Source organism: Agathobaculum desmolans ATCC 43058 (assembly GCF_000701665.1).
GTDB classification, from domain to species: domain Bacteria; phylum Bacillota; class Clostridia; order Oscillospirales; family Butyricicoccaceae; genus Agathobaculum; species Agathobaculum desmolans.
In genome coordinates, this window is sequence record NZ_JNJN01000004.1 from 85605 (window position 1) to 105429 (window position 19825).

Below are 19825 nucleotides of genomic sequence, written 5' to 3' on the forward strand. Positions count from 1 at the left end.
ACCATTAAAGGAGGAATGAGCCTTGCAGTTGGAAAAAACGCTGCAAACGCTGTGCAGCCTGCCGGCGGTCAGCGGGTTTGAGGAGCAGGCGGCGCGGACAGTTTGTGCGCTGCTGGAGCCGTATTGCGATTCAGTTACGGTGGATCGAAACGGCAATGTGATGGGCTATCGGTCGTGCGGACGGGAAAATGCCAAAACCATACTGCTGGATGCGCATCTCGATCAGATCGGCTTTGTTGTAACCGAAGTGCTGGAGGACGGCTTCCTGCGTTTTGCGCCGGTCGGCGGTGTGGATCCGCGTATGCTGCTGGCGGGCGAGGTGACGATATTGGCGGAGCAGCCGCTGTACGGTGTGATCGCCTGCCTGCCGCCGCATTTACTCAAGGCGGGAGAACAGGATAAGGCGGTGCCGGTCAATCGGATGCTGATCGACACCGGGCTGACAGATGCGAAAAGCCGCATCCGTGTTGGCACACCGATTGTGTTCGGGCAGCAGCCCGTGGCGCTTGCCGGGGGACAGTATTGCAGCAAATGTTTGGATGACCGCGCCGGAGTCGCGGCGATCCTGCTGGCGCTGGATCGTTTGCAGCAGGAAAACAGCGGGCTGCACTGTAATATCGCGGTACTGTTCAGCGCGCAGGAGGAGGTGACCGGGCTGGGGGCACAGACGGGCGCGTTTGCCGTACAGCCGGAATATGCCATTGCAGTCGATGTGACGCATGGCAAAACACCGGACGGCCCTTCGGACGGCGTGTTTGAGCTGGGCAGCGGTGCGGCAATCGGCGTAGGGCCGAACCTGCACCGCGGGCTGACGCAGCAGCTGATCCGCACGGCGAAGGCATACGATATTGCCCATTCGCTGGAGGTGATGGAGGGCAACACCGGCACGAATGCGTGGACAATGCAGATCGTAGCGCACGGTATTGCAACGGCGCTGCTGTCCATCCCGGAAAAATATATGCATACGCCGGTTGAGGTGGTGCAGCTTTCCGATGTGGAAGCGGTCGCTGACCTGATGGCGGCGTTTCTGCGCACGTTTGACGGGGAGGTGCGGGGATGATCGAACTGCTGAAACAGCTTTGTGCACTGCCCGGCCCTTCGGGCTGTGAGGATGCGGTGCGTGCGTTTGTGCGGAATCAGGCTGCACCCTATGCGGATGAGATCCGCGAGGATGCTATTGGCAACCTGATGGTATTCCGCCGGGGGCGGAAAACGCCGGTGCGTCCGGTGGCGGTTTGCGCGCACATGGATGAGGTCGGTGTGATCGTAAAGCAGATCACCGAGGATGGGATGCTCAAGTTCGGTTTTGTCGGCGGCGTGGATCCGCGCGTGGTGATCGGCCGCGCGGTGCGCTTTGGAGAGGTGACCGGTGTGATCGGCATTAAGGCGGTTCACCTGACAACGGCTGCCGAGCGGAAAACCATGCCGAAGACCAAGGAGCTGTATATTGATATCGGGGCGGGCAGCCGCGCGGCGGCTGAAGCTATGGTGTCCCTTGGGGCATACGGTGTGTTTGATTCGGAAGTGGTGGAGTTCGGCGATGGTTTGATCAAGGCCAAGGCGATCGACGACCGGGTTGGCTGCGCGGCACTGCTCAAGCTGCTCGAGCGGGAACCGCCCGTGGACACATGGTTTTGCTTTACCGTGCAGGAGGAAACCGGTCTGCGCGGCGCTGCCAGCATGGCCTATGCGCTGGATCCGGGCTTTGCGCTGGTGCTGGAGGGCACAACAGCGGCTGATCTGGCTGAGGTGACGGACGGCAAGGCGGTCTGCCGCCTGCGCAGCGGCGTGGTGCTGCCGTTTATGGATGGCGCAACGATTTACGATGCGGCGCTGTTTGAGCTGCTGCGCGATGCCTGTGTGCGCCGTCACATCCCGTGGCAGACCAAAACGCGGATTGCAGGCGGCACGGATGCAGGCCGCATCCACAAAAGCCGGACAGGGGTGCGCGTGTGCGCGGCTGCGGTGCCGGTGCGGTATATCCACTCGCCGTCCTCGGTGGCGGCGGCGGCAGACTGCGAGGCGCTGCTGGCGGCCGCGCAGGCATTTCTGGAAGAACTCGGAGGAGAGGACGCATGAGCAAAGTTTTTGATTTGTGGAAGGAGATCGGCGGCGCATTTGGCCCGTCCGGCCGGGAGGACGCGGTGCGCGAGGCAATCGCGGCGGCGGCAGGCGACTATGTGGATGATATCACGACCGATGCGCTGGGAAATCTGATCTGCCGGAAAAAGGGCAGCGGCAAAAAACTTCTGTTTGCGGCGCACATGGATTCGATCGGCGTGGTGGCCACGTATATTGATGAAAAGGGCTTTATCCGCTTTTCGCAGGTCGGCGGCCTGTTCCACGGTGATTTGATCAATATTCAGGTGCGCTTTGCAAATGGTACACGCGGTGTGATCTCGTATGAGGAGAAACCGGCATTTAAGGATTTGACGATGGACAATCTGTTCATCGATATCGGCGCGGGCAGCCGGGAGGATGCGGCGCGCATGGTGCAGATCGGCGATTTTGCCGTGTTTGAAGCGCTGCGTTTTGAGCAGAACGGCGTGCTGTGCGGTCCCTATCTGGATAACCGCATCGGCTGTGTTACGCTGCTGCTGATGCTTGAACAGTTGTCCGGGCAACAATCCGAAAACGACCTGTATTTTGTGTTTACGGCGCAGGAAGAGGTCGGTCTGCGCGGCGCGGGCGCTGCGGCGTTTGCCGTGGAGCCGGATGTGGCGATCGCGGTGGATGTGACCGATACCGGTGACCTGCCGGAGCGCAGGACACCGGTGGCGGTCGAGCTGGGCGGCGGCCCGGCGGTTAAGGTGATGGATCGTTCTGTGATCTGTACACCGGCAGTGTGTGCCGCGCTGGAGCGGGCGGCGGCGGACTGCGGTATTTCGGTGCAGCGCGAGATTTTGCAGTTCGGCGGGACGGATACCGCCATGCTGCAAAAAACAGGCGCGGGCGTACAGGTCGGGGCAGTGTCCATCCCTACACGCTATATTCATTCGCCCAGCGAGCTGTGTGCGGTTTCGGATGTGGAGCAGGCGGCGGCGCTGCTGGCACGCTTTGCGGTTACGGCACAGTAAAGCAGTGGAAATCGAGCGGAAATATTTCTGTGCTTAAAATGGTGCAATATAATCATGTCCGTTGGAAAACAGCATAGTTGCGACACCTTCAGGGGAGAAACCGTTTGCAGCGGTTTCTCCCTTTTTGCACCTGCGGAAGGGGAGGGGGAAGGGACGCAGTTCGGCAAATATTGTAGTATGGTTATGCTATGATGAGGGCAGGCGGAGGTGCGGCATGGTCATATATTGGGATGTGCTGTTTGGGGTGAATGCGCTGATGGATGGCGTGAGCCTGCTGGCAGCCGCGCGGCTGGGCGGCGTTCAGGTCAAGCGGGGACGGCTTGTGTTGGCGTGTCTGGCGGGCGGTGCATATGCTGTTTGCGCGGCGATGTGGCCGGTGGCGGCTGTTTTGCCGCTGCGGCTATTGAGCGGGATCGGCCTGTGCGCACTGGCGTTTGGCAAAACACGGGCGCTGGTGCGGTCGTGCTGCCTGTACATACTGGTCTCGGCGATGTTTGCCGGGATGGCGGCTGCATTGGGCGTGGCTTCGGGGCGCAGACTGCTGTATGGCGCGGGCTATTATTTTGCGGTGCCGCTGCGAACACTGCTGTTGGCGGCAACGGTCGGGTATGCGGTGAGCGGTATTCTGCTGCGCGGTGATGCGCAGCATGGTGTACTGCGGTGTGAGGTGGAGCGGGTCACGATCCGCTGCTTTGGTCGGGAGGCGCAGCTCCGTCTGCTGCATGATACGGGAAACGATCTGACCGAGCCGGTTTCCGGGCGGCCGGCTATCGTGCTTGACCGTGCGGCAGCCCAGGCGGTGCTGGGCAGCGGAATTCGGTTGACCGGACAAAACGCGGCGGCGCAGCTTGCGGCGCTGCCGCCTGAAGCGGCAGCGCGCTTTGGACTGCTGCCGTATCGAGCGGTGGGTACAGAGGCGGGTCTGCTGCTGTATTTTCGTCCGGATACGGTGCAGCGGGCGGATGGATCGTTGTTGGATTGTGTGTGCGCGGTCGGTCCGGCTCAAATCGGGCGGGGCGCATACGATGGATTGATCGGCATATAGAAAGGGAGAGAGGACTTTGAAGCTGGCGGAGATCTTACAGTGCCTGCTGCGGGCGGCGAGGCGGCAGGGTATTTATTATATTGGCGGCAGTGAGGTGCTGCCGCCGCCGCTTCCGGCGGAGCAGGAGGCGGCGGCGGTTGCAGCGTGTCAGGAGGGGGATGAAGCGGCGCGGAACCGGCTGATCGAGCACAATCTGCGGCTGGTGGTGTTTTTGGCACGGAAGTTTGAATCCAGTGGTGTGGGGACAGAGGATCTGATCTCGATCGGTACGATTGGGCTGATCAAAGCGGTCAGCACCTATCGGAGCGATAAAAATGTAAAGCTCGCCACCTATGCGTCGCGCTGCATTGAAAATGAGATCCTGATGTATCTGCGTAAAATCGCAGGACGGCGCACCGAGGTGTCGTTTGATGAGCCGCTTTCCTCGGATTGGGACGGCAACGAGCTACTGCTGAGCGATATTCTCGGCACGGAGCCGGATTGTGTGATGCGTCCGCTGGAGGACGATGTGGATCGGGCGCTTGTACTGGAAGCGCTGGCACGGCTGCCTGCGCGTGAGCGGCAGATCATTTCACTGCGGTTTGGTGTGGGCGTGCCGGAGGCCATGACGCAAAAGGAGGTTGCCGATCTGCTGGGCATTTCGCAAAGCTACATTTCGCGGTTGGAAAAACGGATCATTGCGCGCATGCGCAAGGATATTCTGCAGCATTCGGTTTGATGCGGCGAGAAAAAAGGGAAGTTTGGCGCAGGGGAAACAGAAGGGTTTCCCTTGCGCCTTTTATTGTGATATAATAAGTGCAAATCATGGATTGGTGGAGCGTGTGGAATATGCAGATAGAAATTCGCCCATATGTCGAGCGGGATGCCGCACAGGCGGCCGCTGTTTGGAATGAGGTGGTGGAGGAAGGTGATGCGTTTCCGCAGACCGAACGGCTGACTGCAGAAAGCGGCGGTGCATTTTTCACGTCGCAGTCCTTTACCGGCGTGGCGTGCGATGCGGAAAGCGGACAGATCGTAGGCGTGTACATCCTGCATCCGAACAATGTGGGGCGCTGCGGTCACATCTGCAATGCCAGCTATGCGGTAGCATCCGACCGGCGCGGGCAGCACATTGGGGAACAACTGGTGCGCCATTGCATGAAGCAGGCGGCAGCGCTTGGGTTTCGTGTGCTGCAGTTTAACGCGGTGGTTTGTTCCAATGCGGCAGCGCTGGCACTATACCGTAAGCTGGGCTTTGTACAGCTTGGGGTGATACCGGGCGGCTTCCGCCGGAAGGACGGCAGCTATGGGGACATTATTCCGCATTACCATGTGCTTTGACGGATCGGCGCTTCACAAGCACAGTGTGCAGGTGAAAACGGTCGAACGGTGGGGCCGGTGCAAAAATTTAACCGGTATATTCCCTTGTTCTGCGGGGGAAAATCCTGATAGGGCGCACGATACGGTGTGCGCGGACAGGAGGTTTTTTCATGCAGACAAAAGTGGAGATCTGCGGCGTAAATACATCGGGTCTGCCGGTGCTGTCAGCAAAGAAAACGGACGAGCTGCTGCGGCGTGCGGCGGCGGGCGACAGGCAGGCGCGTGATGAGCTGATCCGTGGGAATCTGCGGCTGGTGCTGAGCGTGGTGCAGCGTTTTCAGGGACGGGGAGAATCGCCGGATGACCTGTTTCAGGTGGGGTGCATCGGGCTGATGAAGTCGATCGACCATTTTAACACCGAACTTGGTGTGCGTTTTTCCACCTATGCCGTGCCGATGAACGTAGATTGGGGAAAAAGTCCCTCCGCAATCAATTAACAGAGAACCGGTTTACATACCCAACATAAAGGAGAATACGATGCTATTTTGCAATATTGATCTGCTGGATGAGCAGTTTGCGCTGCGGCGCGGACAGTATGTCGGTGTGAAGGATGGCGTGATCGCCTATATCGGGGATACTGCGCCCGAGGAGGATTACGGCGAACGGTATGATGGACGGCACCGGCTGTTGCTGCCGGGGTTCTATAATATACACAGCCATGCGCCGATGACCATGCTGCGTGGCTATGCGGAGAACTTGCCGCTGCAGCGCTGGCTGAATGAAAAGGTATTTCCATTCGAGGATAAGCTGACTGATGAAGCAGTGTATTACGGCACACAGCTTGCTATTGCGGAAATGCTGGCCTGCGGCACGGTATCTTTTACGGATATGTATTTCTTTTTGAACGGCATGACCCGCGCGATTCTGGAGAGCGGGATCAAGTGCAATCTCAGCCGCGGACTGACGGTGTTTGACGGCAGCAGCTATGAGCAGACTGCAGCGTACGCGGATAATCTGCGCCTGCTGGGAGAGTGGCAGGGCGCAGGCGGCGGACGGCTCAGGGGCGATCTCTGCATTCACGGAGAATATACCTCTACGCCGCGCGTGGTAGAAGCGGTTGCGGCGCAGGCCAGAGAACATGGCGTGCGGATGCACATCCATTTGTCTGAAACGCAGGCCGAGCATGAAGGCTGTAAACAGCGTCACGGCATGACGCCGGCGGCCTACATGCGGGCGCATGGCGTATTTGATGTGCCCACCACGGCGGCACATTGCGTCTGGCTGGAAGAAGATGACTTCTCCATCCTGAAGGATTGCGGGGTGACGGTAGCCTGCTGCCCGGCAAGCAATCTCAAGCTGGCATCCGGTTATGCCAACGTGCCGAAGATGCTGGATATGGGGATCCGCGTGGCGCTGGGTACGGATGGCGCTGCGTCCAATAATAATTTGAACATTATGCAGGATCTTTACCTGTTTGGTGTGGTGTATAAGGGATACTTCCGTGATTCGACCTTGATCACACCGGCACAGGCGCTGCATGCGGCGACCCGTGCAGGGGCGCTGTCCCAAGGACGGGAGGACAGTGGGCGGATCGCGCTGGGATACCGGGCGGATCTGTGCGTGATCGACACTGATACCCCGCAGTTTACACCGATGACTGACGCAGCCTGCAATGTGGTATACGCAGCGCAGGGCGCGGATATCCGGCTGACGATGGTGGACGGTGAGGTGCTCTATCAGGATGGCGCATATCCGACGATCGACATAGAAAAGTGCAGGGCGGAGGTTCAGCGCCGCACTGATGCGATCCGCGCTTCGTTATAAGGAGGAACAGCATATGACAGTAAAAAAACAGGTGCTCGAATCCGCAGCATATGTGCGCAGCCGCTTGGCTGCGGCGCCTGAGATCGGAATTGTGCTGGGATCGGGTCTGGGGCCGCTGGCAGAGGACATAACGGACGCGGTATGTATTCCATATGGAGAGATCCCGCACTTTAGGACATCCACGGCGCCGGATCATGCGGGACGGTTGGTTTGCGGCACGCTGGCAAACCGGCAGGTGATTTGCATGCAGGGACGGCTGCACGGCTATGAGGGATATGCGCCGCAGGAAATTGCGTATCCGGTATATGTGATGCAGGCGCTCGGTGTGCGGGCACTTGTGTTGACCAACGCCTCCGGCGGGATCAACACGGGCTTTTCGGTAGGGGATTTTATGCTGATCGAGGATCACATCAATCTGACCGGCAAAAGCCCGCTCACCGGGGCGAATGACAGTGCGTTGGGGACGCGCTTCCCCGACATGACCTTTGCATATGCCCCTGATTTGCGGGAAGCGGCGCAGCAGGCTGCGCAGGCTTGCGGACTGACCCTGCGGCGCGGTGTATACTGCGGTGTGAACGGCCCGCAGTTTGAAACACCGGCAGAGATCCGCGCGTTCCGTGCGCTGGGCGCGGATGCGGTAGGGATGTCCACGGTGTTTGAAGTGATTGCGGCAGCGCACTGCGGGCTTCCGGTCGCAGCGGTCGCTATGATTACAAACATGGCCGCCGGGGTTTTGATGCAGCCGCTTTCTGGGGCGGAAGTCAATGAGATCGCGGCACGGCGCGGCGCGGATTTCCGACGGTTGATCACAGCACTGGTACAAAAAATATAATCAGAAAAATTTTTTCAAAAAAGTATTGACATTCCGGTATACCAGAGATATAATATAAAAGCTGTCACTGATTAAGACAAAACAGCGACAGCACTTCGAGGTGTGGCTCAGCTTGGTAGAGCGCTTCGTTCGGGACGAAGAGGCCGCAGGTTCAAATCCTGTCACCTCGACCATCAGCACCGCAGAGAAATCTGCGGTGCTTTTTTGTATTTGTGTGATACTGGGTAAGCAAGTAAAATATCGGACGATGAACGAACCATCAAGAGAAAAACAGATAACGCCTGTTTTCAGTGATATTGTAGGATAATTTAGCATTTTGCACAAAATAACATTGGGTGGTAAGGAAGGAATGTTTGCACATTTTAGTAAAAATAAAAGAAAAATTTAAGTAAAATATCACTAAAATAAATGGCATTACTTGCGACGACATAACCAAGAAGTTTACAAAATGTACACAATTACCTGCCAGATACAGACAAAATGACAAAATATTGATGAAAAATTACGTATCATATGTATAATTTATCAAAAACACACAAGGTTAAACTGTAAAAAACAAAGTAAAAAGTGCAAATTCATGCAAGCGAATATCTGTTAGAATAATTCATGTAGCAAAGGGGCATTGTTTTGTTATTCCCAGATAAGGCGATGCCTGCTCGCAAAGAGAGGGGAATGTTCTGTTCAACTCAATGCAAAAACTGGAGAAAGGGGAAGAAAAATGCCAGATATTGTATTAACGAGAATTGACAACCGTTTGATCCATGGTCAGGTAGCGACTCAGTGGTGCGGTGTTGTCGGCGCGAATCTGCTGCTTGTGGCAAATGACGCGGTTTCGACCGACGAATTCCGTCAGGGTTTGATGAACATGGCTGCGCCTGCTTATGCGCAGACTCGCTTCTTCTCGATTGAGAAGACGATCAACATCATCGGCAAGGCTTCGGTGAACCAGCACATTGCGATCATCTGCGAAACACCGCAGGATGTGCTCAAGCTGGTTGAGGGCGGCGTACCGATCAAGAAGGTAAACATCGGCAATATGCACATGGCGGATGGGAAACGTCAGGTAGCAACTTCTGTTGCCGTAAATGATGATGATGTTGCATGCTTCAAAAAACTGCAGGATCTGGGCGTGGAGCTTGAGATCAAGCGTGTGCCGGATACCCCGGCGGAAAGCATCGACAAGTTGTTCAAGTAAAGAGATTTGACGTGAAAGCAAGTGGAAAGGAGTAAAAAATGGGCGAAATCACCATTATCCAGGCGATATTGGTCTTCGTTGTTGCCTTTATCATGGGCATCGACCAGTTCAGCTTCCTGGAATCCCTGTATCAGCCGATTTTTACCTGCCCGCTCATCGGTGCCATCCTCGGCAACTTTGAACTGGGCGTAGTAGTCGGCGGTTCTTACCAGCTGGTTCAGATCGGCAGCATGCCGATCGGCGGCGCACAGCCCCCCAACGCGATCATCGGCGGCATCATGGCTACCGTTTTCGCGGTATCCCTTAACATGGAGCCGACGCCGGAGGGCGTAGGCGCGGCGCTTGGCTTGGCGATCCCGTTCGCCGTATTCGGCCAGTACGTAGTTACCCTGACCTTTACCATTATGTCCGGTATGATGGCCAAGGCTGACAAGTGCGCGGAGAATGCGGATGTGAAGGGTATCCGTAACATCAACTTTATCGAAATGGCTCTTCTGGGCACGCTGTTCGGTGTGATCTCGGTTGCCGGTCTGTACGGCGGCACCCTTCTGGGCGAGACCCTGCAGAACTTCGCGTTTGAGTATTCTTGGGTCATGGCCGGTCTGGACGCTGCAGGCGGCGCGATGAAGTTTGTCGGCTTTGCGATCCTGATGAAGGTTATGATGTCCAACGAGATGTGGGGCTTCCTGCTGGCGGGCTTTGCAATGGCCCTGCTGTGCAGCGCGAATGCTTCTACTTCCGGCGCGACCCTGCTGCTCTGCGCATTTGTTGGTGCGGCAATTGCGATCTATGACTTCTCGATGAACACCAAGATTAAGGCAAATGCTGGCGCTGGCAATATGGGAGGTGACTCGGATGGCATATAATATTCCTGAAAAGTATCAGGATCTGACTCCGGCTCCGCAGCTGGACAAAAAGACCCTGAATAAGATGGTTTGGCTGTCCTGCTTCCTGCAGGCATCCTTCAACTACGAGAGAATGCAGGCCTGCGGCTGGCTGTGGGGCATGCTTCCGGGTCTGCAGAAGATCCACACCAACAAGGAAGACCTGAAGGCCTCTATGGCACACAACCTGGACTTCCTGAACACCCACCCGTTCCTTGTAACGTTTGTTATGGGTATCGTGCTCTCGCTCGAGCAGAACAAGGCTGATACCACTACCATCCGTTCCGTTCGTATTTCCGCTGCCGGCCCGCTGGGTGGTATCGGTGATGCACTGTTCTGGCTGACGCTGGTTCCGATCACCGCCGGCCTGACCGCGAACATGGCGCTCACGGGCAACTTCATGGGTGCGATCCTGTTCCTGATCATTTTCAACGCTGTGCAGTTTGCAGTCCGTTTCGGCCTGATGTACTGGTCTTACGGTCTGGGTACCAAGGCAGTTACGCTGCTGACGTCGAGTGCGAAGGAGTTCACCCGTGCGGCGAGCATCCTCGGCGTATTCGTAGTAGGCGGCCTGATCGCTACCTATGGCTCCACCAGCGTTCGTATGATCGTTGGTTCGACGCAGATCAACATTCAGGGTCTGCTGGATGGCATCCTGCCCAAGCTGATCCCGCTGCTGATCACCCTCGGTATCTATGCGCTCATCAAGAATGGCTGGACGCCTGTTAAGTGCATCCTGCTCATTCTGGCCTGCGGCATCGTAGGTTGTGCGTTCGGTATCTGGAGCGGTAACTCTCAGGCGATGGACGCTGACGGCAACACCATCCCCGGCGGCTACAACCCGCTCGTTGCGTGGTATGATTATCCGGAACCCGCTCCGGCTGAAAAGTCCGGCCAGCAGGCTTGGGATGCCCTGACCTCGGTTGTGACCGAGCTGCAGGAGTCGGGCATTACCGTAACCATGCCCGAATAAAATCGAAAAGCTTGGCGGTGTGATCCGCTGAGGTGTGATAGGGGGAGATGGTAATGCGATCATTTCCCCCTATTCCTTCAAACAGCAGAAATCAGGTGTTCATGTGAGTGCAGCAACAGTTTCCGTTATTTTTATATTGTTTGCCGTGTATGTCGGCTTTCAGGTGGTAAAGAACTTTCAGCTTCGCAACCTGAATAAGGCGCTTGCGCAGAAGGATTATGATCTGGTGGAAAAACTCGCCGCTATGGGGCTTTCCCGCAAGCTGCTGGGACAGTACAACTGCGACCTGTATCAGCTGCGGGCGCTGTATCTGGGTGAGGATGTGCCCCGGTTTGAGGCGCTGCTCCGGCAGATGATCGCAACAGAATATAAAAATCCTGCGGATAAAAAAAGCTTTCTCGAGCAGTATTTTCATACGTTCCTGCTGCGGGAAAACAAACAGTATGCCGACTGGCTGCTGGAGGCGATCCGCGCGTTCGGAGACGAGGTGTTCACCCGTTATAATGAACAGGCTTATGCGGTGATGATCGAAAAACGCAGCGATTTGATTGAAACGATGGATCATCAGATCGATGCAAAGCAGTACTACGGCTTTTCGTTGGGTGTCATCCTGTTTATGATCGCCCGGCAGTATGAGTATTTGAACGATACGGCAAATGCGGTATTGTACTACAAAAATGCGAAGATATGTTTCCATCCGAAGGCGATCTATGTTCCGGTGATCGAGTCTTGCATCGAACGTCTGGAACAGCCAGAGGAGCGGGAGACTGCCCGTGCATAAGGGATGCGCGGCGTGAGTAGGAAAACGTAGATGAGATAGGAGAAGAATGATGATTGGATTACTGGTTACGGGACATGCTAACTTCGGCTCCGGCCTGACAAGCTCGCTCAATCTGATTGCCGGTGAGCAGGAGCACTATAAATATGTGGATTTCCTGCCTGAATACAGTCTGGAAGACCTGTCGCGTGAGATCACCAAGGCATTGGATGAACTGAAGGACTGCGAAGGTGTTCTGGTATTTTCCGACCTGCCGGGCGGCACGCCGTTCAAAACGGCGGTGGAAGTAGGTTTCCCGCGCGGCAATGTAAACGTGATCGCAGGCGCCAATCTGCCGATGATGGTCGAAATCGCCATGTCGCGCAAATTCATCGATGACCTTGAGATGCTGACGCAGGCTGCGTTGGACACCGGCAAGGAACAGATTGTTAGATATGAATTCAAGAAGGTGGAGCAGCAGGAGTCGGAAGACGGAATCTGAGCTGCGCGCCTTAGATGATAAAATCTGGTTTTCGGAAGACATGACCCGCCGCCCGGTGCGTCGGCCGCGGGCCGAAAGGAGATAGAATAGATAATGGACAAGATTTTTAACGTAACTGCGGAACAGATGCAGCAGACTTCTTCGGTTTTTACACTGAGTGAGATCTATCAGCAGCCCGCAACATGGAAAAAGACCTGTGATCAGATCCGCGCGAATAAGGATGCGCTGAAGAAATTCATCGATCAGGTCATCACCTGCGAGGATTTTGATGTCATCCTGACCGGTGCGGGCACCAGTGAGTTCGTAGGCAACGCGCTGTTCCCGGCGCTGACCAAGGGTCTGAATTTCAAGGTCAAATCCTATGGCACGACCGATCTGGTTGCAACGCCGGAGGCCTATCTGTCCCGCACCAAGCCCACGCTGCTGATCAGCTTCGGCCGTTCGGGTAACTCGCCGGAGTCGGTTGGTGCGATTGACGTGGCAGAGGCGGTGTGCGACCATGTGTTCCACCTGTTTGTGACCTGCAACAAGAACGGCGCACTGTCCAAGCGTGCAGACACGACCGGCAACTGCTTTGCGATCAACCTGACGGATGAGACGCATGACCAGAGCTTTGCCATGACCTCCAGCTTCTCGAATATGTATCTGGCGACCTATCTGTGCTTTCATCTGGATGATCTGGATGCAGCGATCGCGGATGTGGAGAAGGTAATGGCAGCCGGACAGTCCTTCCTGGACGGTAAATTCGGTGTGGCGCAGAAGATCGTGGACGAGTATGATTTCAACCGTATTGTTTATTTGGGCAGCAACTGCCTGAAGGGCATTGCGCAGGAATCTGCACTGAAAATGCTGGAGCTGACAGCCGGCCGTGTGGTCACGATGTATGACACCCCGCTTGGTTTCCGCCATGGCCCGAAGTCAATTATCGATGACAACACCATCACGGTAGTATACCTGAGCGATGATCCCTATACCCGTCAGTATGAGGTCGATCTGATCAAGGAGATGAGCGGACAGCGCAAGGGCAATAAGATTGCTGCGGTCATGTCCAAGGCGGATGATGCGGTAGCAGCGCTGGTAGATTATACGGTGGTTTACGATTTGGAAGGCGCGACGGCAAGTGTTCTGCTGGGTCTGGATGATATTCTGTTTGCCCAGACACTGGCAGTGCTCAAGTCGCTGTCCATGAAGATCACGCCGGATAACCCCTGCCCGACCGGCGAGGTCAACCGCGTGGTCAAGGGCGTGACGCTGTATCCGTACACCCGCGCCTGATGGAAGCAAAACACCTGCGGATAAGAACAGGCAGGTGTGCATATCCCGTGCGGCGCGGGAAAGGAAGAGGGACGGCCGCGGCCGTCCCTCTCACTGTGTGCAGGGAAATAAACTGAGCATAAGGAGCAAAACATATGAATTGGGAAGTAATCCTGTGGTCTTGCGGAACGGTGGCTGTGCTGGTAATCATCGCTGCGCTGGTTCTATCTATCATGTCGGCGCGCAATATGAAAAAAAGCCGTGACCGCATGGCAAAATTGCAGACGGATATCAAGGTTGGCGCAAAGGTGCTGTTTGGCGGCGGCATTTTCGGCACGATCGTCGGCATTAAGGATGATGTGGTTACGGTTGAGGTCAGCAAGGGCATGACCCTGCAGGTATCGCGCTACGGGATCCAGACGGTAGAGGACTAAAATCAGAAGAGGAAGGCGCTTATGCGTCTTCCTCCTGAAATACCTGTTTGGCGTATTCGCTGGGTGATTGTTCGAAATATTTTTTGAATAACCGGGAAAAATAATGGATCGAACTGAAACCGAGCAGCTCGGCGATTTCGCTGATGGTATGCTGGTTTTCCCGGATCAGCTCCTTGCTTTTTTGCAGCTTGATATTGAGCAGATAGCTCTTTGGGGAATTATTCAAATACGTTTTGAATAAGGACTGCAGGGAAGAGCGTGACAGGAAAAACTTGTGGCAGATCTCTTCGATCGTGATGGGTTCGGTCACGCGCTCCTCCATATAAGTGAGGATCTGTTGGAGCAGGTCGTTCTGATAGGTCGGGCTGGACGCAGACAGGGTTGGTTCGTCCTCTGGGTCGCAAAAAAGCAGCAGATGGGTGAGAACCTCCTGCATATGGCAGATCATCAGTGTTCGTGTATGGGCTGTGTGCGTGGCGCAGTCCTCGGTCAGCCGGCGCAGGGCATCACGCAGCCCGCTGGTACAGTGAAAAATGCGGCCGAGCAAACGATAGGGTTTAGCGATCTCCATATCGAACACCACGGAGAGATAGCTGCAGGCGCGTTCCCTTTGCAGCAGTTTGGGGTGCTTCGTATCCGGACCGAGCAGGATGGCATCCCCCGCAGTAAGCGCATAGGCATTATCCGCCCGTGCAACGGACAGCATACCCTGCGTCACATACAGCAGCTCATAATATTCATGCGTGGCTTTGTGGAAACGGCAGGGCGGTTCTTCGGCGGAATGATAGCAGTCGAAAATCTCGAGGATATGGAATTGCACCGGTGTGTGCTGCAGGGTGTACGGACGCAGCAGCGGGTACTGTTTGAAGCGGCTTTCCGGTGTGATAAGCGAATAGGATGCTTCGGCTGAGATGGGAACAACATTAAAAAATACGCCGGGTTTGAGCCGCAGATAATGATGGATCGTAAACGCACTGGGCGTTTCTGTGCCGGGCCGTGCGGAGAGCAGGATCACGGCAAGCCCGCTGATCAGTTCGATACAAACCTCATGCGGAAAACAGTAAAGCTGTTCGATTGTTTTGCTTTGTGCAGAAAACTGCATGCAGGCAAGATGCTGCTGCTCCAAATCAAGCGGTTCATAATAGACGGAACCGAATTGGCAGAAGCTTTCAGTCATGACAGTGTTGGTCATCTGATATCCCCCGGGAAGTGATCCCACATTGGTATGTTGTGTGACAGCCTACGAATGTTCCTTTTATTTTATACGAAAATTGGAAAAAAAGCAAGTCCGCATCGCCCGGTGGTCACAGGGATGCGGAAACAGTACAACAGCGGCAGGCTTGCGTCCCGCTGACAGGAGGTTGGAAAAATGATCATTCAAAGTAAAAAGGTCTGGCTGGCCGACCAGTTTACGGCAGCGCAGATCGAGATGGAAGGCGGAAAGATTGCCGGTATCTATGATTACGGCACCAAACCGGTCGATCGGGACTATGGCAGCGAGCGGATTCTGCCGGGCTTTATCGATGTGCATTGCCACGGTGCATTCGGCTTTGATACCAATGATGCGGAGGAAGAGGGTCTGCGCTACTGGCTCCGCCATGTGGTGGATGAGGGCGTGACCGCCCTGCTGCCGACGACGATCACCCAGAGTGAGCAGGTACTGACCGCAGCACTGGAGAATGTTGCCAAGGTAGTGGCGGATGGCTATGAGGGCGCCGAGGTGCTGGGTGTGCACTTCGAAGGCCCTTATCTGGATATGGTGTACAAAGGCGCCCAGCCGGAGCAGCATATCGTCAAGCCGACGATCGAGCAGTTTGAACGCTATCAGAAGGCGGCGAACGGCTTGATCAAGTACGTTACCATGGCGACCGAGACTGATGAGGATTTTGCCCTGACACGTTACTGCGCGGAACACGGCATTGTGGTCAGCATTGGTCACTCTGCGGCAACCTATGAGCAGGCGATAATGGCGTTTGCCAACGGCGCACGCTCGATGACGCACGTGTATAACGGTATGACGCCGTTTAATCACCGCGCAAACGGCTTGGTAGGTGCGGCTTACCGTCTGCGCAGCATGTACGGTGAGTGTATTTGCGATGGCAACCACTCGACACCGGCGGCACTCAACCTGTTCTTCCGCGAAAAGGGGCCGGATTACGGTCTGCTGGTGACGGATGCGCTGATGGCTAAGGGAAAACCGATCGGTTCCAAGTTCCTGTTCGGCGGCAATGAGATCGAGATCTATCCGGACGGCAGTGCGCATCTGACCTCGACCAAGGGGCTGGCCGGCTCGACGCTGCGTGTCAACGATGGTTTGCGCATCCTGATCGAGGAGGCACAGGTGCCGGTCAGCGCGGCGATCAATGCATGCACGAAGAACCCGGCGGCTTGCCTGCGGGTGGATGACCGCAAGGGAGCGATCCGGGTCGGGCTGGATGCCGATCTGGTGGTACTGGATCGTGATTATCAGGTGCTCCAGACCTATTGCATGGGAAAAGGAATGTTAGATGAGTAAAAAGCAGAAGATTCAGACCCGGCTTTCCGGACGCAATATCTATACAGATAAAAAGAACCGCACCATTTACTATGATATGTGGACCAAACGCGGTTATGTGGTGGAACCCAAGCTTGAAAATAAGATCACCTTTTATAAAAACCGTTTGGTAATCATTCTGTTCGCAGCGATTTTGTGTGCAGGCACCTTCCTGTCTGCACAGCAGGCTGCGGTGGCAGGTGTGATATTCTTTGTGCTGGTAGAGCTGCTGTACCGTGTGCGGGTATTCAAAAAAATGCAGGTGGTAGAGGATTTTGACCGTGGCCGGCGGATCACGCCGCTGGAATCCATCCTTGCGCATAAGAGCAAGGAAAAAGTGGTGATGCTGGCGATCCTGTATGCGGCTTTCGCCGTGCTGGTCATGCTGAACGCGTTCGATCAGCACTATACATCGGCGCTGATGCTGCTCAGTGTGGGCGGAGCAATTCTCGGCGTATATTTCTGCGCCCTGCATGTGATCGCACTGACCAAAATGAAGTAAGCGGCAAAAAATCCCCGCCGCAAATGCGGCGGGGAATATGCGCGGGGGAGGGGTCAGGCCTTTCCGGCAGAGCCGCACAGGCCGATCTTGTCCTTGACGACCGATACGACATTTTCCATACCGGCTTTGCTGTATTTTTTGGGGTCGAATACTTCGGGATCGCGGGCCAGATACGCCTTAACGCCGTCGCTGAAGGCAATGCGCAGTTCGGTGGCAAAGTTGACCTTGCAGATGCCGCGGCGGATGGCTTCGCGAACGGACTCATCCGGTACGCCCGAAGCGCCGTGCAGCACCAGCGGGATGGATACGACCGAGCGGATCGCGCTCAGGCGGTCAAAATCGAGCTTGGGCACGCCCTTGTACAGGCCGTGCGCCGTGCCGATGGCAATGGCGAGGGAATCTACGCCGGTGCGTGCAACAAATTCCTGCGCCTGCGCGGGGTCGGTAAAGGGGTTGCCGTCGCCGCCTTCGAGGTCATCCTCCTTGCCGCCGACCTTGCCGAGCTCAGCTTCCACACTGATGGACGAGGGCGCACAGGCTGCGGCAACGCTGTGGGTAACGGCGATATTTTCTTCAAAAGAGCCGTGTGAGCCGTCGATCATGATCGAGGTGTAGCCGGTGCGCAGTGCCTGCATGGCAAGGTCGAAGCTTTCGCCGTGATCGAGGTGCATGGCGACCGGGATGGCGGTGCGCTCGGCGGCAGCGCGTACCATGGCAAGATAATAATCCAGCCCCGCATATTTTACGGTGGACGGCGTGGTTTGCAGGATCACGGGGGAGGACAGCTCCTCCGCCGCGCGGACAACCGCCATGACCATTTCAAGATTTTCCACATTGAAAGCACCGACCGCGTATCCGCCGGCCTGTGCGTCCAAAAGCATTTTCTTTGTGGTTACCAAAGGCATAATAAATCCTTCTTTCTATTTGTATTTGTAATAGTCGTTTGCTTTATTATAGCATAGGGCGGAACAATAGGAAAGAATAATTGCAGCAGGATAACCGGCAGCTGGCTGATATGCAACCGGCTGTGCAGTATGTATTGCAGAGGAAGGGACGCGGCACAGTCCGTGATCCGGAGAGGAGAAAACATTATGAATGAAAATCCGCTGAAAAAGTTAGTAGAATTGCAGAAGCAGGGCAAAAGCGTGGGCATTTATTCGGTGTGCAGCGCGAATGGCTATGTGATCGAGGCGGCGCTCAAGCGCGGCCTGTCGGACGGCTCCTGCGTGCTGATCGAGAGCACGGCCAACCAGTGTGACCAGAATGGCGGCTACACGGGTATGAAGCCGATGGATTTTAAGAAATTTGTGCTTGGCATTGCGGAGCAGGTTGGGTTTGACACCGGGCGCCTGTTCCTCGGCGGTGACCATCTCGGTCCGTTGACCTTCGCCGGCAAGCCCGAAGCGCAGGCTATGGCTGATGCCGAAGAACTGATCCGTCATTATGTTGGCGCAGGCTTTACCAAGATCCACATTGATACCAGCATGAAGGTTGCGGATGATGATCCGGATACGCGTCTGAGCGATGAGATCATTGCGCGCCGCGGCGCGCGGCTGGCGCGTGTGGCGGAGGAAACCTATCGCAAGCTGCTGGAGACCGAGCCGGATGCGATCGCGCCGGTGTATATCGTCGGCAGTGAGGTGCCGATCCCGGGCGGTCAGGTCGGCGCGGATCAGGGTGTGCAGGTCACGCGCGTGGAGGATTTCAAGAATACGGTGGCGGCGTTCGAAGCGGCCTTTCGCAAGGAGGGTCTGGATGAGGCGTGGAATAACGTTATCGCAGTGGTGGTACAGCCCGGCGTGGAAGAGAAGGACAGCGGCTGCACCGAGTATGACCGTGCCAAGGCAGCGGAACTGATGGCATCGATCAAGGATTTCCCCAATCTGGTGTTTGAAGGACACTCTACGGATTATCAGACCAAGATCAAACTGCGTGAGCTGATCGAGGATGGCGTAGGCATTCTCAAGGTCGGCCCGGCGCTGACTTTTGCCATGCGCGAGGGGATGTTTGCACTGGCGCATATTGAGGAGGAGCTGCTGTACGGCACGGAGATCGAGCCGAGCAACTTTATCCGGACGCTGGATGAGGCCATGCTGGCAGATGGCAAGCATTGGCGCAAGCACTATCAGGGTACGGAGCTGGAGCAGCGTATGAAGCGTAAGTACTCCTTCTCCGACCGCTGCCGTTATTATATGCCGACACCGGAGGTCGAGGCGGCAAAGGAGCGCCTGATCGGTAATTTGCGTACGCAGGGCATCCCGCTTAACCTGCTCAGCCAGTTTATGCCGATTCAGTATACCAAGGTGCGCGAGGGCGTGCTGGAAAATGATCCGGTGGCACTGGTGGAGGATCGTATCACCAACACGATCGATGAATACCTGTATGCGACCCATCAGAAGGAACTGATGTAATACAGCACTGCTGGTTTTCTTGATGCTGTGCTGCGGCGGAGAAAAGAAAAACAGAACCGCAAATGAAAAAAAGTCAGGCCATATGATCCGCCCCTGTCAAGGTAGACCGGAGAAATAAATAAAATATAGTGCGGTTATGCTCGCCGTTTCCTTTTTCGGGAACGGTGAGCTTGTTTATGCAGCGAACTTTTCTTTGTATTTTTGAATACGCTTATTTTCAGGAATGGGATACAGTGCAGGAGTATCGGAGTTTAATGCCTCCGTGCGGACTTCCATCGGAGTGCGGGTTTCAAAGCGCTCCTG

General features: G+C 55.8%; 20 protein-coding genes, 1 tRNA gene and 1 pseudogene. 20 read left to right on the plus strand and 2 right to left on the minus strand.

Annotation, left to right across the window (positions count from 1 at the left end):
- Nucleotides 1–22: 22 nt before the first annotated feature.
- The 17 genes and pseudogenes from T363_RS0102275 (at nucleotide 23) to yajC (ending at nucleotide 14076) form a co-directional block, all read left to right on the plus strand.
- Nucleotides 23–1060, plus strand: coding sequence for a M20/M25/M40 family metallo-hydrolase (locus T363_RS0102275; protein WP_034971466.1), 1038 nt, complete (start codon nucleotides 23–25; stop codon nucleotides 1058–1060).
- Entirely contained in the window at nucleotides 1057–2079 is a 1023-nt protein-coding gene (locus T363_RS0102280; protein WP_031472856.1) for a M42 family metallopeptidase, read from the plus strand. Before T363_RS0102275 ends, T363_RS0102280 begins: the two co-directional genes overlap by 4 nt.
- Entirely contained in the window at nucleotides 2076–3077 is a 1002-nt protein-coding gene (locus T363_RS0102285) for a M42 family metallopeptidase (protein WP_031472858.1), read from the plus strand. The genes T363_RS0102280 and T363_RS0102285 overlap by 4 nt, the downstream gene beginning before the upstream one ends.
- 214 nt (nucleotides 3078–3291) lie before the next feature.
- Nucleotides 3292–4122, plus strand: a complete 831-nt coding sequence (locus T363_RS0102290; protein WP_031472860.1) for a sigma-E processing peptidase SpoIIGA — start codon at nucleotides 3292–3294, stop codon at nucleotides 4120–4122.
- A gap of 22 nt (nucleotides 4123–4144) precedes the next feature.
- Entirely contained in the window at nucleotides 4145–4840 is a 696-nt protein-coding gene (sigE, locus tag T363_RS0102295) for an RNA polymerase sporulation sigma factor SigE (protein WP_031472862.1), read from the plus strand.
- A 110-nt stretch (nucleotides 4841–4950) separates the two neighbouring features.
- Nucleotides 4951–5442 (plus strand): GNAT family N-acetyltransferase, encoded by a 492-nt coding sequence (locus T363_RS0102300; protein WP_031472864.1) that lies wholly within the window; start codon nucleotides 4951–4953, stop codon nucleotides 5440–5442.
- A gap of 149 nt (nucleotides 5443–5591) precedes the next feature.
- Nucleotides 5592–5879: pseudogene (locus T363_RS0102305) on the plus strand (sigma-70 family RNA polymerase sigma factor); the annotation flags it as partial.
- A gap of 79 nt (nucleotides 5880–5958) precedes the next feature.
- Entirely contained in the window at nucleotides 5959–7245 is a 1287-nt protein-coding gene (locus T363_RS0102310) for an amidohydrolase (RefSeq protein WP_031472868.1), read from the plus strand.
- 13 nt (nucleotides 7246–7258) lie between these two features.
- Complete coding sequence (locus tag T363_RS0102315; RefSeq protein WP_031472870.1) at nucleotides 7259–8077, plus strand: purine-nucleoside phosphorylase; 819 nt, start codon at nucleotides 7259–7261, stop codon at nucleotides 8075–8077.
- A gap of 96 nt (nucleotides 8078–8173) precedes the next feature.
- Nucleotides 8174–8250: transfer RNA gene (locus T363_RS0102320), tRNA-Pro, on the plus strand.
- Nucleotides 8251–8795: 545 nt separating this feature from the next.
- The gene (agaB, locus tag T363_RS0102325) at nucleotides 8796–9272 is read left to right on the plus strand and encodes a PTS galactosamine transporter subunit IIB (RefSeq protein ID WP_031472872.1); all 477 of its coding nucleotides are present in this window, start codon (nucleotides 8796–8798) and stop codon (nucleotides 9270–9272) included.
- Nucleotides 9273–9310: 38 nt separating this feature from the next.
- Nucleotides 9311–10138, plus strand: a complete 828-nt coding sequence (locus T363_RS0102330) for a PTS mannose/fructose/sorbose/N-acetylgalactosamine transporter subunit IIC (protein WP_031472874.1) — start codon at nucleotides 9311–9313, stop codon at nucleotides 10136–10138.
- On the plus strand, nucleotides 10128–11129 hold the full coding sequence (locus T363_RS0102335; protein ID WP_031472875.1) for a PTS system mannose/fructose/sorbose family transporter subunit IID: 1002 nt from the start codon (nucleotides 10128–10130) through the stop codon (nucleotides 11127–11129). Before T363_RS0102330 ends, T363_RS0102335 begins: the two co-directional genes overlap by 11 nt.
- Nucleotides 11130–11232: 103 nt before the next feature.
- Nucleotides 11233–11910, plus strand: a complete 678-nt coding sequence (locus T363_RS0102340) for a hypothetical protein (protein WP_034971467.1) — start codon at nucleotides 11233–11235, stop codon at nucleotides 11908–11910.
- Nucleotides 11911–11956: 46 nt separating this feature from the next.
- Nucleotides 11957–12388, plus strand: coding sequence for a PTS galactosamine/N-acetylgalactosamine transporter subunit IIA (gene agaF / locus T363_RS0102345; RefSeq protein ID WP_242840214.1), 432 nt, complete (start codon nucleotides 11957–11959; stop codon nucleotides 12386–12388).
- A 93-nt stretch (nucleotides 12389–12481) separates the two neighbouring features.
- Nucleotides 12482–13663, plus strand: coding sequence for an SIS domain-containing protein (locus T363_RS0102350; RefSeq protein WP_031472878.1), 1182 nt, complete (start codon nucleotides 12482–12484; stop codon nucleotides 13661–13663).
- 134 nt (nucleotides 13664–13797) lie between these two features.
- Entirely contained in the window at nucleotides 13798–14076 is a 279-nt protein-coding gene (yajC, locus tag T363_RS0102355) for a preprotein translocase subunit YajC (RefSeq protein WP_031472880.1), read from the plus strand.
- A 19-nt stretch (nucleotides 14077–14095) separates the two neighbouring features.
- On the opposite strand, the gene T363_RS0102360 is transcribed toward yajC, so the two are convergent.
- Complete coding sequence (locus T363_RS0102360; protein WP_031472882.1) at nucleotides 14096–15268, minus strand: helix-turn-helix domain-containing protein; 1173 nt, start codon at nucleotides 15266–15268, stop codon at nucleotides 14096–14098.
- A 177-nt stretch (nucleotides 15269–15445) separates the two neighbouring features.
- Here T363_RS0102360 and nagA point away from each other — a divergent pair, with 177 nt between their 5' ends.
- Both nagA and T363_RS0102370 read left to right on the plus strand, forming a co-directional pair.
- A complete protein-coding gene (nagA, locus tag T363_RS0102365; protein ID WP_031472884.1) occupies nucleotides 15446–16591 on the plus strand; it encodes an N-acetylglucosamine-6-phosphate deacetylase in 1146 nt (381 codons plus the stop codon).
- On the plus strand, nucleotides 16584–17111 hold the full coding sequence (locus tag T363_RS0102370) for a hypothetical protein (RefSeq protein ID WP_031472886.1): 528 nt from the start codon (nucleotides 16584–16586) through the stop codon (nucleotides 17109–17111). The genes nagA and T363_RS0102370 overlap by 8 nt, the downstream gene beginning before the upstream one ends.
- A 53-nt stretch (nucleotides 17112–17164) precedes the next feature.
- Here T363_RS0102370 and gatY read toward each other — a convergent pair whose 3' ends face one another.
- The gene (gene gatY / locus T363_RS0102375; protein WP_031472888.1) at nucleotides 17165–18016 is read right to left on the minus strand and encodes a tagatose-bisphosphate aldolase subunit GatY; all 852 of its coding nucleotides are present in this window, start codon (nucleotides 18014–18016) and stop codon (nucleotides 17165–17167) included.
- Nucleotides 18017–18199: 183 nt separating this feature from the next.
- Here gatY and T363_RS0102385 point away from each other — a divergent pair, with 183 nt between their 5' ends.
- Entirely contained in the window at nucleotides 18200–19522 is a 1323-nt protein-coding gene (locus T363_RS0102385) for a class II D-tagatose-bisphosphate aldolase, non-catalytic subunit (protein ID WP_207640614.1), read from the plus strand.
- The last annotated feature ends 303 nt before the right edge of the window (nucleotides 19523–19825 follow it).